Here is a 13,152-nt window from a genome sequence, read left to right as displayed (position 1 = left end):
CGCGGCGTCCGTGCATTAACGCAGTTGCGGGGAAACGATAGTTGCAGCCGGAGTAACAATCTGTCGCATCCGGTGGAGGAAAATAGCGGTTCCGCTACAGGTTGCTCACAGGAATGGATACCCTACAAAACATGCGGGTGTTTTCGCGCGTCGTCGAGACGGGCAGCTTCACCGCCGCCGCGCAATCGCTGAATTCGACGACGGGCGCGATGTCGCGCGCGGTGTCGGAGCTCGAGGCGCGGCTGCGCACCCGTCTGATGAATCGCTCGACGCGCCGTCTCGCGCTCACGTCGGCCGGCGAAAGCTATCTACGGCGTTGCCGCCAGATCCTCGCCGACGTGGATCGCGCGGAGGAAGAGGCGAGCTGCGCGCACGAGCGTCCGGCCGGCGTGCTGCGCATGCACAGCTTCGCGAGCGTCGGCCATCACTACGTGTTGCCGGCGCTGACGCGCTATTACGCGCAGTTCCCCGACGTGTCGATCGAACTGTCGCTGTCGCAGCGCATGCCCGACCTGTTCGACGGCACGAGCGACATGGCCGTCGTCACGGCATCGTCGCTGCCCGACTCGGAACTCGTCTCGCACCTGCTCGGCTCGACGTTCAGCATCCTGTGCGCGTCGCCCGACTACGTGAAACGGCACGGCGTGCCGGCCCGTCCGCAGGATCTCGCCGCGCACGCATGCCTGACGCTCTGCACGCCCGCGTTCCCGACGCACGAATGGGTGCTCGAAGGCCCCGAAGGCGTCGAGCAGATCCATGTGACGGGACCGGTACAGACCAATACGGCCGAATCGCTCGCCCTCGCGATCCGCGACGGCATCGGAATCGGCATGTTGCCGCTGTACTCGGCGATCGATGCATTGCGCGACGGCTCGCTCGTGCGCGTACTGCCCGCGCACATCCTGCAGAAGATGAACGTCTATGCGCTGTACCCGTCGCGCCGTTTCGTCGATGCGAAGGTGCGGACCTGGGTCGAGATGCTGCGCGCCCAGGTGCCGGGGATGATCGCGCGCGACGTCGAGATGCTGAACGCGATCGACCGCGAACCGCAGGCCGCCTGACCGCAAGGTGAGCATCCGCGCGTTGCCGGTGTGTTCCTGCAAGCGCGACACGCGCTTCGCCCGCAGTTGATTCTTCGCGCGGGCGGAGCGCTTCGTCACGTGGTCACAGCGCGGGCGTCGCCGCCGCACCCGATTCGGTTGCCGGCTCGCCGGCCGGGCCGTACGCGGCCTGTGCGGCCTTGTGCTCCGCGAGACGCTTCGCCTGCAGTCGTTCCTGCGCGGCCATGATGTCCTCCGGATAGTTGCCGACTTCACCGCGCGCCGGGTTGAAGCCGACCGACTCGAGATCGATCAGTTCCTGCAGCACCTGCGCGCGCGTGACGGGCGACGGCGCCTGCTGGGCGAACGACAGGGCTGGTGCGGCAAGCAGGACGGCAGCGGCGGCGGTAACGACGAGCGATTTCACGAGGTTCTCCTGAATACGGGGTAGGTGGCCGGATCGACATGCGACGCATGCCCCGAGCCTTCGATGCCAGTCTACGTAGCGGCTGCACGCACAAAAACCCCGATTCCAGGCAGGCTGCCTTCCAGATGGCACAACATTGGCGGCTGTCGCCCGCCGCGAACGAACCCGTGTGCGAACGCGGATTCATTGCAGGCGGGCGACAAGCGCGATGCCGATCAGAACCGCGTGCGCATGCCGATCGTGCCGACGACCTGGTTCGCCGTGCTCGACGCGCCGCCCGACGCGTTGATGAACGCCTGGTAGCCGCGGCCGGACGCATGCTGAAACATCGCTTCCGCGTACAGGTCGGTGCGGCGCGACAGCTTGTACACGGCCTGCAGGTCGACCTGGTGCCACTTCGGATCGGTGCCGTGCTTGCTGTCGGGATTCGACACGCTGGCGTCCGTGTACACGTATGCCGCGCCGAGGCTGACGGCCGGCGTGACGGCGTAGCGCACGTTCACGTCGTAGTTGTTGAATGCGATCTGGCCGGTGGAGCCGAACGAGCCCGTGTTGTCGTACTGCGAGCGCGTATAGACGAAGCCGACGGTCGCCGGGCCGAACACGTAGCCGACACCGCCGCCGTACGTGCGCATGCGGTCCGAGCCGATCGACCAGCCGCCCTGGTTCAGGCTTTTCGCTTCGACCGAATCGACCGCGCCGGGGCTCGCACTCGTCGAGCCTTTCGTGCCGTTCATCTGCAGGTATGCGCCGGCGAGCTTCAGCGGGCCGTTCGTGTAGCTCGCCGCGACGCTGTACGCGCGGTTGGCGCTGAAGTTCGCCGAGTTCGAGAACGCGTACATCGCGCCGACTTTGAAGCCCGCGAGCGATTCGCTCGTGTACTTGATCGCGTTGTTGATGCGCAGCGAGTGATTCAGGTTGTCGTTGTCGAACGGATGCGCGAAGCCCGTATCGCCGAAGTCGCCGGACGTCGCGGACAGCGGCGCGACGAAATCGACCATCGTGTCGTACTGGCGGCCGAGCGTCAGCGTGCCGTAGCCGGCGCGGCCCAGGCCGACATAGGCGAAGCGGCCGAACAGTTTGCCATCCTGACCGAGCCCGCCGTTGTTCGCGTTGAAGCCGTTCTCCAGCACGAACAACGCTTTCACGCCGCCGCCGAGATCCTCGGTGCCGCGTACGCCGAAGCGGCTGCCGTTGATCGTGCCGGTGGTCATGCGCCACAGGGATGCGCCGTTCGCGTTGTTGGTGTACGCGATGCCGGCGTCGATCAGGCCGTACAGCGTGACCGAGCTTTGCGCATGGGCGAGCGGTGCGAACAGTGCGGCGGCGCATGCGCCGGCGATCAGGGTTTTTTTCATGGTGTGGCTCCTGCGTGTGGGACTGGAAACAAAAGTTCGGCGCAAGTGTAGGGGCGCGATCGTCCGGTTCCGGGGCACCGGCGCGCGAGCGCTCCTTTGCGGGCTGCGCAAGAGTCCGTCACACCGCATTCACAAAGCGACGCGAGCGCCGCACGCCGGGCGTTTTCTCCGGCTGCGCGCCGCGGCGCGTGCGCGGGCCGCGCGATGCCTGTCGCACATCGACAACACGCGGGCGGCCAAGGCGGGAGTTGATCGCCGCGCGCCGGACGCGGAGAATGGGCACTCCGATGCCGAGATCCGGAGACAACCCATGGCCACATCCCGCCGTCCGTCCTTCAGCTCCGCCCTGTGCTACCGCGATCCGAAAGCTGCGCTGGAATGGCTCGAGCGCGCCTTCGGCTTCGAGCGCTTCATCATCGTCACCACGCCTGAAGGCGACATCGCGCATGCCGAGATGAAGTTCGGCGACGGCATTGTGATGATCGGCGGCGCGTGGGCCGATTTTGTCGCGTCGCCCGAAGACACCGGCGATCGCAACACGCAGAACGTCCACGTGCATCTTCCCGACGATGCCGACATCGACGCGCATTGCGAACGTGCGCGTGCCGCCGGCGCGGAGATCCTGCAGGCGCCGGCCGACCAGTTCTACGGCGAGCGCGTGTATCGGGCGCGCGATCCCGGCCGGCATGTGTGGACCTTCGGCAAGCACGTGCGCGATGTGACGAACGACGAGATGAGCGCGGCGACCGGCCTGAAAATCGACGATTTCCGGTAAATTGCGGCGCGCGTCGCCCGTATTCCATTTCCCCCACAACATGCGGCCCGCCCGGGCCGCCTGACGACCGGACCCACATGAATCTGTTCAACGTACGCCTGCGTGGCCGCGACGGCCTGTTCACGATCGGCATCGACGACGGCGCGATCGCGCGGGTCGACGCGCAATCGGCGCCGATCGCGCCGACGAGCCCCGACGATGTCGACGGGGGCGGCCGTCTCGCGATTCCGCCGCTCGTCGAACCGCATATCCACCTCGATGCCGTGCTGACGGCCGGCGAGCCCGCATGGAACATGAGCGGCACGCTGTTCGAGGGCATCGAGCGCTGGGCCGAACGCAAGGCGGCGATCACGCACGAGGACACGAAGACGCGCGCGCATGCGGCGATCGGCATGCTGCGCGACCACGGGATCCAGCACGTGCGCACGCACGTCGACGTGACCGACCCGACGCTCGCCGCGCTGAAGGCGATGCTGGAAGTGAAGGACGAGGCGCGCGGGCTGATCGACCTGCAGATCGTCGCGTTCCCGCAGGAGGGCATCGAATCGTTCGACGGCGGCCGCGCGCTGATGGAGCAGGCGATCGACCTCGGCGCGGATGTCGTCGGCGGGATTCCGCATTTCGAGAACACGCGCGAGCAGGGCGTCAGCTCGATCCGCTTCCTGATGGACCTCGCGGAACGCACCGGCTGCCTTGTCGACGTGCATTGCGACGAAACCGACGATCCGCATTCGCGCTTTCTGGAGGTGCTGGCGGAAGAAGCCCGCGTGCGCGGGATGGGGGTGCGCGTCACGGCGAGCCATACGACCGCGATGGGTTCCTACGACAACGCGTACTGCTCGAAGCTGTTCCGGCTGCTGAAGCGCGCGGGGCTGAACTTCATCTCGTGTCCGACCGAGAGCATCCATCTGCAGGGTCGCTTCGACACGTTTCCGAAGCGGCGCGGCGTAACGCGCGTGGCGGAACTCGACCGTGCGGGCCTCAACGTGTGCTTCGGGCAGGATTCGATCAAGGATCCGTGGTATCCGCTCGGCAACGGCAACATCCTGCGCGTGCTCGATGCGGGCCTCCACATCTGCCACATGATGGGTTACGAGGACCTGCAGCGCTGTCTCGACTTCGTGACCGATCACAGCGCGGCCGCGATGCACCTCGGCGACGGCTACGGGATCGCGGTCGGGCGGCCGGCGAATCTCGTCGTGCTCGACGCGGACAGCGACTACGAGGCCGTACGCCGGCAGACGAAGGCCACGCTGTCGATCCGTCATGGAAAGGTGATCATGCGGCGCGAACCGGAGCGCATCACCTATCCGGATTGATGCGGAAGACGGGCCGTCACGGCCCGTCGGCCATCATGTATTCACAAAATGCATGAGTCGATTCGAAAAATACGTTTGTCTCATGAGAGGCGCCGGCCTACGATGCGGTCCTGACGACGGTGCGCGTGATGCGCGCCGTTCTTTCGATCTCCGTTCGCCGACCTCATGCGCCTCGATCTTCCGTCCGCTCCCGCATCCTCCTCGCCGCCCGCCAGCCCGTTCGCACGGATGGCCGTCGTCACGGTCCTGACCGGCATCGGCGCGGGCCTCGGCGGCATGCTGCTCGCGTTGCTGCTGCACGCGATCCAGCACATCGCATACGGCTACAGCGTCGCGCACGTGATCGGGTCCGAGAGTTTTCTCAGCGGCGTGACTGCCGCCGATCCGCTGCGCCGGCTTGCCGTGCTGATCGCCTGCGGGATCGTGGCCGGCGGGGGCTGGTGGGCGCTTTACCGGTATGGCCGGCCGCTCGTCAGCATTCGTCGCGCGGTGCGCGCGGCCGACCCGCGGATGCCGTTCGTCAGCACGACCGTTCACGCGCTGCTGCAGATCGTGACCGTCGCGCTCGGTTCGCCGCTCGGCCGCGAGGTCGCGCCGCGCGAGATCGGCTCGCTGCTGGCCGGGCGGCTTGCCCATGCCGCGGGGCTCACGGCCGACGACTGCCGGCTGATGGTCGCGTGCGGTGCCGGCGCGGGGCTCGCAGCCGTCTACAACGTGCCGCTCGGCGGCGCGATCTTCGTGCTCGAGGTGCTGCTCGGCACGTTCGAGCTGCGTGCGCTGGTCGTGGCGGTCGTGACGTCGGCGATCGCGGCGGCCGTCGCATGGATCGGCCTCGGCAACGAGCACCAGTACACGATACCGGCGTTCGCGCTGAGCACGCCGCTCGTCGCATGGTCGATCGTCTGCGGGCCGCTGTTCGGCTTCGCCGCGTACGGCTTCGTGCGGCTCACGACCCGCGCGCGGGCGAACGCGCCGAAGGACTGGCGCCTGCCCGTGTTCGCGCTGGTCAATTTCGCGGTGATCGGCGTGCTCGCGATGTGGTTTCCGCAACTGCTCGGCAACGGCAAGGGCCCGGCATCGCTGGGCTTCGACGGCACGCTGACGATCGGCCTCGCCGCGGCGCTGCTGGTGCTGAAGGTGCTGATCGAGGCCGGCAGCCTGCGGGCCGGTGCGGAAGGCGGGCTGCTGACGCCGGGCCTCGCGAACGGCGCGCTGATCGGCGTCGTGCTCGGCGGGCTGTGGAGCCTCGTGTGGCCGGGTGCGTCGATCGGCGGCTGTGCGCTGATCGGCGCGACGGCGTTCCTGGCCGCGTCGATGCAGATGCCTATCACGGCCGTCGTGCTGCTGCTCGAATTCACGCGCGCGAATCACGACAGCCTCGTGCCGATGCTGCTGGCCGTGGCCGGTTCGCTCGTCGCCTACCGGTTCGCGCAGCGGCTGGCCGAGCGGCGGGCGAGTGCGGTTGCGACCGCAAGTACGCCAGCGATGGCGGGGCGTTGACGGGCGGGCGACGCCTGGAGTCGGTTGGGTGATCCTGGCTACGGATGTCTCACTGATCACTTATCGCACGGTTGGCGCATACAACAGCATGGTGAAGCCCGAGGATCGCCTGTATGGCTGACACATGGAAACGTCTCGAAGCATTCATCGCGACCGATATCGCAAAGCTGCGGGTCGATCGCATCGAACTGTCGAGAGACACGGATCTTCATCACGATCTCGACCTGGAGCCGAATGACATCGACAGAATCGTCAGGCAATGGGCCGAGACGTTCTGCGTCGATCTGTCCGCGTTTGACATCCACTATTACTACCCGTCCGGGAAACTCGGCATCGGGTCGTTTCTCGCAACGGTGGTCAAATCGCCATTCAGCACCGAGGCGAGCGAGACGTTGGGTGGTCGGTCGCTGGCACTGGGAATGATGGAGGCGGCGATGGAGCGAGGACGCTGGGAACCTTGATTCGCCACTTCATCGAGAATCGCGACACACGCGACTAGAGGAATATCGTTTTTCGAAACGCCCGTCTGATTTGCAGTCAGTCGGGCGTTTTTGCGTTCGCTCCTCGTTCCGTCGAAGTTCATCGACCTGCTGCCCGGTGTCATGACCCGGCGGCGGCCAGGTGGCGAATCCGACGGCCCGATATCGGCTAACGCAATGATCGGCACGGGCATCAAAGCAAACTATACGGTTCTGTGCAAGAATCCGCGCGTTTCCGCGCATCAACCAACAACGACACGCGCGGATGTCCCTATCAGGAAACGAGGAGCTCAAGTTGATCCAGCGCATTTCCCGCTTCTTCACGCAGGTGGTTCACCGCGTGTTGCCCGACCCGTTGATTTTCGCGATCCTGCTGACGATCGTCACGTTCGCGCTTGCGTTCAGCCTCACGCCGAATACGCCCGTGCAACTCACGACGATGTGGGGTTCGGGTTTCTGGAACCTGCTCGCGTTCTCGATGCAGATGGTCATGATTCTCGTGACCGGCCACGCGCTGGCGAGTTCGCCGCCGGTGCGGCGCCTGCTCGTTGCGCTCGCAAGCACCGCGCGCACGCCGGGGCAGGGCGTGATGCTCGTGGCGTTCGTCGGCGCGCTTGCCTGTGCGATCAACTGGGGCTTCGGCCTCGTGCTCGGCGCGATGCTTGCACGCGAAGTGGCGCGCCGCGTGCCCGGCAGCGACTACCGGCTGCTCGTCGCGTCCGCGTACATGGGCTTCCTGAGCTGGCACGGCGGGCTGTCGGGTTCGGTTCCGCTCGTCGCGGCCACGAAGGGCAATCCGATGGAGAAGACCATCGGGCTGATTCCGGTGTCGGACACGATCTTCACCGGCTACAACGCGTTCATCACGATCGGGCTGATCGTGATGCTGCCGTTCCTCGCGCGGATGATGATGCCGAAGCCGGGCGACGTCGTCAGCGTTGATCCGGCGCTGCTCGCCGAGCCGCCGAGCGTCGAGCGCAAGCTCGGACCCGACGCGACGTTCGCGGAGCGGCTGGAGGAAAGCCGCGTGTTGTCGATTTTCGTCGCGGCGCTGTGCGCGGCGTTCCTCGTGCTGCGTTTCGTGCAGAAGGGCTTTGCGCTCGACATCGACACGGTGAACCTCGCGTTCCTCGCGGCCGGCATCCTGCTGCACCGGACGCCGATGGCCTATGCGCGCGCGGTGGCAGGCGCGGCGCGCGGCGCCTCCGGGATCATGATCCAGTTCCCGTTCTACGCGGGTATCCAGGCGCTGATGGACCACTCGGGGCTCGCAGGCGTGATCACGAAGTGGTTCGTCGATATCGCGAACGTGCACACGTTCCCGCTGCTCGCGTTCCTGAGCTCGGCCGTGATCAATTTCGCGGTGCCGTCGGGCGGCGGCCACTGGGTCGTGCAGGGCCCGTTCGTGATGCCGGCCGCGCAGGCGCTCGGCGCCGATCTCGGCAAGGCCGCGATGGCGATCGCTTACGGCGAGGCATGGACCAACATGGCGCAGCCGTTCTGGGCGCTGCCCGCGCTGGCGATCGCGGGGCTCGGCGTGCGCGACATCATGGGGTATTGCGTGACGACGCTGCTGTTCTCGGGCGTCGTGTTTGTCGCGGGGATGTATCTGTTCTGATGGAGCGAGGTGCGATGCGGGCGGGGGCCGGGCCCGCATCGTACCGGCTTGAATCCGGCGTGCCTTCAGTTGCGCGACCGCATGTTGGGCCGCTCGTGCCCATGACGCAATGCGAGACTGGCGAACGCCGCGATGACGAGCGCGGCCGCAAGCAGCGTCAATCCGTTCTTCGCATTGCCGGTGGCCTGTTCGATCGCGCCGACGACGGTCGGCCCGACGAAGCCGCCGAGCAACCCGCACGTATTCACGAGTCCGAGCCCGCCGGCCAGTGCACTTCCGGAGAGCCGCGACGCGGGAAACGTGAAGATGATCGACTGAACGACGAAGAACATGGACGCGGCCACGCACACGCAGAGGAGCCCTGCGACTGGCGACGTATACGCGGCGCCGACCATCCCGGCGGCCATCACGACCAGCCCCGCACACAGTATCCGGCGTGAATGACGCGACTCGCGTGCGAAGCGCGGCAGCGTCCCGGCCCCAAGCGCAGCGGCGAGCCATGGCAGTGCAGTCAGCAACCCGACCGCGAACGGGGAGAAGCGTCCTGACGCGCCGATGATGCCCGGCAGGAAGAAGATCACCGTGTAGATGGTCAACTGGTGGCAGAAGTACACGAAGATCGCGAGCCAGATCTGCGGGTCGCGCAGTGCGGCGCCGAATGCATGGCTGCCCTGCGTGGCAACGCCCGCGTCTTGTTCTGCTGCCAGCGTACGTTCGAGTGCACGGCCGGTCTCCGGGGAAAGCCACGGGGCGGCGCTCGGACGATCCGGTAATCGAGTCCACACGACGAACGCGAGCAAGATGGCCGGAATCCCCTCGACGACGAACAGCCATTGCCAGCCGTGTAAACCAAGCGTGCCGTCGAGTTCGATCAGGGCGCCGGCCAACGGGCCTCCGACGATGTTCGCAATGCACACGCCAAGCAGGAAGTAGCCGGTTGCACGTGCGCGTTCCTCGCGGCCGAACCAGTATGTCAGGTACAGCATCACACCGGGAAACAGGCCGGCCTCCGCCGCACCGAGCAGCAGGCGCATCACGTAGAACGATGTCTCGCCGCTGACGAACGCCATCGCGACCGACAGTGCGCCCCACGTAATCATGATCCGCGTGATCCAGAAGCGTGCGCCGACACGATGCATGACGAGATTGCTCGGGATCTCGAAGAGCGCATAGGTCAGGAAGAACAGCCCGGCGCCGAGTCCGTACGCGGCCGATGAAATACCGAGATCGACACCCATCGAATGTTTGGCGAACGCGATGTTGGTGCGGTCCAGAAAGCTGATCACATAGGCGGCGATCAGCAGCGGCATGAGTTTGCGGAACAGCAGCCGGTTCAGCGACGCGTTTGCGTCGCCGGCGGCGGAGGACAGTGCCTGGGCGTGATGAGTGGACATGCGGACGACTCCGGTAAGAGCGAACCGGCGCGCACCGCAAGCACGGCGCGCCGCGTTCGGCAAATGCCGCTGCGGTGCATGCAGCGGATGGGCAGACGACGGAGCCGTGCCGGCGGCGCTCGAACGGAGCGGGGCGATGAGGGGCATCCTGGCGCCGGCCGGCTCGGGCCGGCGCCTTGTCACTGCGCTTGCGGATTCTGGTGTTGGGGGACTACCCGGCGATCAGAAATTCACCGCGTCGCCGCCCTTGAGTGCGAGCATCGCGCGCGCCTCAGCCGGCGTCGCGATCTCCAGCGACAGGCCTTCGAGCACCTGGCGCATTTTCAGGACCTGCGCGGCGCTCGATTCCGCGAGCTTGCCCGGCGCGATCCACAGTGAATCCTCGAGCCCGACACGCACGTTTGCGCCTTGCGCGGCGCCGATCGTCGCGAGCGGAATCTGGTTGCGGCCGGCGCCGAGGATCGACCATACGTAATCGCTGCCGAACAGGCGGTCGGCCGTGCGGCGCATGTGCATCAGGTCGTCCGGGTGCGCACCGATCCCGCCGAGCAGGCCGAACACGCTTTGTACGAAGAACGGCGGTTTCGCGAGCCCGCGGTCGACAAAATGAGCGAGGTTGTACAGATGCGAGATGTCGTAGCACTCGAATTCGAAACGCGTGCCGTTCGCCCCGCAACGCGTGAGGATCGTTTCGATGTCGGCGAACGTGTTCTTGAAAACGAGATCGCGGCTCTTCTCGAGGTGTTCGCGTTCCCATGGATGCTTCAGTTCGCGAAAGCGCTCGAGCATCGGGTACAGCCCGAAGTTCATCGAGCCCATGTTCAACGATGCGACTTCGGGCTGGAAATGCAACGCGGGCTGCAACCGTTCGTCGACCGTCATGTGCGGACTGCCGCCCGACGTGAGGTTGATTACCGCGTTGGTTTGCGCCTTGATGCGCGGCAGGAATTCGGCGAATACGGCGGGATCCTGCGTTGGTTTGCCATCGGACGGGTTGCGTGCGTGAAGGTGCAGGATCGCTGCGCCGGCCTGCGCAGCCGCGACAGCCGCCGTTTCGATCTCGTGCGGTGTCACGGGCAGGTACGGCGACATCGACGGCGTATGGATCGCGCCGGTCGGTGCACAGGTGATGATGACTTTGCGAGCGTTTGCCACGAATGGATTCCTTTCGGTGAGCGAGGCAGGAGGCGTCACAGCACTTCGACGTTGCCGCAGACGGAGATTGCCTGTCCGGTGATCCCGTGCCCGCCGGGCGAGCACAGGAACAGTGCAGTTGCGGCGATTTCGGCCGGATCGGTCATGCGCCGCAGCGAGATCTTCTCGAGATAGCGCTTCTCCATTTCGTCGTAACCGATGCCGAGCTGTTGTGCACGCGCGTCGATCACGCGGCGCATCCGCGGGCCGCGCACGATGCCGGGTTGAATCGCGTTCACGCGGATGCCGAGCGGGCCGAGTTCGATCGCGAGGCTCTTCACGAGGCCGACCGCGGCCCATTTCGTTGCCGCATACGGTGTACGGAACGCGTAGCCGAGCCGGCCTGCGACCGACGACAGGGCGATGATCGCGCCGCCGTGTTTCGCGTCGCGGAGCAGCGGTACCGCGTGGCGCGCGAACTGGAATTGCGCGTTCAGGTTGATTGCGACGGTTTGCTCCCACTGCACGGGGTCGATTTCGTCGATTCCGCCGGTCGGACCGGCGATCCCCGCGTTGTTGACCAGCACGTCGAGGCCGCCGAGCCTGGCCGAGACGTCGGCGAACACGCGCTCGACGGCGGCCGGATCGGATACATCGGCCAGCGTCGTGCTGATCGCGCCGGCGGGGGGGCGCGGCGGCCGGTCGGCGAGCGCGGCAATCGCGGCTTGCGACGCGTCGCACACATGCACGCGCGCACCGCATTCGGCGAACGCGTCGGCGATTTCGAGGCCGATGCCCGATGCGCCGCCGGTCACGAGGACGCGCAGGCCGTCATAGGGTTTCAGCAGGTCGGAAGCTGTCATGCCAGGTTGTCTCCATCGTTGATGTCGTGGGATTGCAGCCGTTGGCGACCGATGCCGCTACGGCTTCGCGTTCACGCTCCGTGGCGTCTGTTCGGCGCGCAGCGTCTCGGCGAGATCGTGGGCGGCGCCGCCGATGTCGAGCGCGATGCCTGCCCGTACGCCGGTGCCGTCACGCCGTTCGAGCGCATCGACGATTGAGCGGTGCGCATCCATCGAGCGCCGCATGTGCGGAATATCGAGCGCGACCATGTTGAGGAAGGGCCCGACGCGCATCCACAGGTTCTCGACGATCGCGAGCGTGCTTTCGCTTGCGCCATGCGCGTAGATCGCGCTATGGAACGTGAAATTGCTTTGCAGGTAAGCGCGCGAGCGGCCTGCCTCGACGTGCGCCTGCATCGTCTCGCAGGTCTTGCGTACGGCCGCGATCTGCGCGTCGGTCATCCGGTCGCACGCGCGTTCGGCGATGCAGCCTTCGAGAGCGATCCGCACGTCGCGCAGTTCGTTGAGCATGTCGAGTGTCATCGGCGGCACGACGAGCGCGCGGTTCGGGCCATCGACCAGCGCGCGCTCGGCGTGCAGCCGTGTGAGGGCGGCGCGCACCGGCATCGTCGACGAGCCCACCGCCTCCGCGACGCTGCGCAGGCTCAACGCCTGGCCGGGCGCGAAACGGCCGCTCATCAGCGCTTCGCGCAGTTGCTGGTAGACCTTGTCGGCCATCGTTTCCTGTTCGATGGCTTTCAGTGCGGGCGGAACGATACGTGGCGCCAAGACGGGGTTCTCCTGGGTTTGATCTGCGATCTGTGATCACACTTGTGGTGTGCGAAGTGTTGACGATCACCGGACGCGAGTCAAGTCGAACGGGATTGGGGAAAACGAGAGGGAGAGACGTGCGGCGCAGTTGGCACGCCGACAGGATGTCATCCCGTTCGAAGTGTCAGCGTGGTGCGCAGGGGCACGCCATGCGGTTCAACGGGCGTGCGGTATCGTAGCGATCGCGCAAACTTTTGGAGTCTGTCATGAGGGGAATCTGGATCACGGGTGTGCTGATTTGCGTCGTGCTTCAACCCGCAGCGGTTGCAGCAAAGGACGCAGCACAAGCATCGCCGGGGGCCAGCTCGCGGACTGACATCCAGAACTTCAAGGACATGGTGCTGGCACAGTGCCTGGCTACCGCTTACAAGCAGGAGCCGGGTGTGAGCCGGACCTACCGGACCGAGAACTCGCGGAAGTCGCAGTAACGATCAA

13 protein-coding genes and 1 pseudogene are annotated in these 13,152 nt (G+C 66.2%); 8 read left to right on the top strand and 6 right to left on the bottom strand.

Annotated elements, in window-relative coordinates:
• Positions 1–113 precede the first annotated feature (113 nt).
• Positions 114–1,061: a LysR family transcriptional regulator gene (locus tag AC5LXK_RS24620; protein ID WP_493391296.1), complete on the top strand. Its 948-nt coding sequence runs from the start codon at positions 114–116 to the stop codon at positions 1,059–1,061.
• A gap of 103 nt (positions 1,062–1,164) precedes the next feature.
• Here AC5LXK_RS24620 and AC5LXK_RS24615 read toward each other — a convergent pair whose 3' ends face one another.
• Positions 1,165–1,467 (bottom strand): DUF4148 domain-containing protein, encoded by a 303-nt coding sequence (locus AC5LXK_RS24615; RefSeq protein WP_493391295.1) that lies wholly within the window; start codon positions 1,465–1,467, stop codon positions 1,165–1,167.
• A 215-nt stretch (positions 1,468–1,682) separates the two neighbouring features.
• Positions 1,683–2,825 (bottom strand): porin, encoded by a 1,143-nt coding sequence (locus tag AC5LXK_RS24610; protein WP_493391294.1) that lies wholly within the window; start codon positions 2,823–2,825, stop codon positions 1,683–1,685.
• 310 nt (positions 2,826–3,135) lie between these two features.
• Here AC5LXK_RS24610 and AC5LXK_RS24605 point away from each other — a divergent pair, with 310 nt between their 5' ends.
• From AC5LXK_RS24605 to AC5LXK_RS24580, 6 genes and pseudogenes are all read left to right on the top strand, one after another.
• Positions 3,136–3,600 carry a VOC family protein gene (locus AC5LXK_RS24605; RefSeq protein ID WP_493394049.1) on the top strand — a complete coding sequence of 155 codons (465 nt, stop codon included), beginning with the start codon at positions 3,136–3,138 and terminating at the stop codon, positions 3,598–3,600.
• Positions 3,601–3,677: 77 nt separating this feature from the next.
• Complete coding sequence (codA, locus tag AC5LXK_RS24600; RefSeq protein WP_493391293.1) at positions 3,678–4,919, top strand: cytosine deaminase; 1,242 nt, start codon at positions 3,678–3,680, stop codon at positions 4,917–4,919.
• Positions 4,920–5,084: 165 nt separating this feature from the next.
• On the top strand, positions 5,085–6,419 hold the full coding sequence (locus AC5LXK_RS24595; protein WP_493391292.1) for a chloride channel protein: 1,335 nt from the start codon (positions 5,085–5,087) through the stop codon (positions 6,417–6,419).
• Between the two features lies 1 nt (position 6,420).
• Positions 6,421–6,540 (top strand): annotated as a pseudogene (locus tag AC5LXK_RS24590) (STM2901 family protein); the annotation flags it as partial.
• Positions 6,533–6,880, top strand: a complete 348-nt coding sequence (locus AC5LXK_RS24585; RefSeq protein WP_493391291.1) for a DUF1493 family protein — start codon at positions 6,533–6,535, stop codon at positions 6,878–6,880. The pseudogene AC5LXK_RS24590 and the gene AC5LXK_RS24585, both read left to right, overlap by 8 nt.
• A gap of 313 nt (positions 6,881–7,193) precedes the next feature.
• Complete coding sequence (locus AC5LXK_RS24580; RefSeq protein WP_493394048.1) at positions 7,194–8,516, top strand: TIGR00366 family protein; 1,323 nt, start codon at positions 7,194–7,196, stop codon at positions 8,514–8,516.
• Between the two features lie 65 nt (positions 8,517–8,581).
• Here AC5LXK_RS24580 and AC5LXK_RS24575 read toward each other — a convergent pair whose 3' ends face one another.
• The 4 genes from AC5LXK_RS24575 to AC5LXK_RS24560 form a co-directional block, all read right to left on the bottom strand.
• Complete coding sequence (locus tag AC5LXK_RS24575; protein ID WP_493391290.1) at positions 8,582–9,910, bottom strand: MFS transporter; 1,329 nt, start codon at positions 9,908–9,910, stop codon at positions 8,582–8,584.
• Positions 9,911–10,132: 222 nt separating this feature from the next.
• Positions 10,133–11,065 carry a 3,5-dioxohexanoate:acetyl-CoA acetone transferase gene (gene kce / locus AC5LXK_RS24570; protein ID WP_493391289.1) on the bottom strand — a complete coding sequence of 311 codons (933 nt, stop codon included), beginning with the start codon at positions 11,063–11,065 and terminating at the stop codon, positions 10,133–10,135.
• Between the two features lie 35 nt (positions 11,066–11,100).
• Positions 11,101–11,907: an SDR family oxidoreductase gene (locus AC5LXK_RS24565; RefSeq protein ID WP_493391288.1), complete on the bottom strand. Its 807-nt coding sequence runs from the start codon at positions 11,905–11,907 to the stop codon at positions 11,101–11,103.
• 57 nt (positions 11,908–11,964) lie between these two features.
• A complete protein-coding gene (locus AC5LXK_RS24560) occupies positions 11,965–12,675 on the bottom strand; it encodes a GntR family transcriptional regulator (protein ID WP_493391287.1) in 711 nt (236 codons plus the stop codon).
• Between the two features lie 248 nt (positions 12,676–12,923).
• Between AC5LXK_RS24560 and AC5LXK_RS24555 the strand changes: the two genes are divergently transcribed.
• Complete coding sequence (locus AC5LXK_RS24555) at positions 12,924–13,145, top strand: hypothetical protein (protein WP_493391286.1); 222 nt, start codon at positions 12,924–12,926, stop codon at positions 13,143–13,145.
• The last annotated feature ends 7 nt before the right edge of the window (positions 13,146–13,152 follow it).

This window comes from Burkholderia pulmonis (genome assembly GCF_984667975.1).
This window is presented reverse-complemented; position numbering and strand designations above follow the sequence as displayed.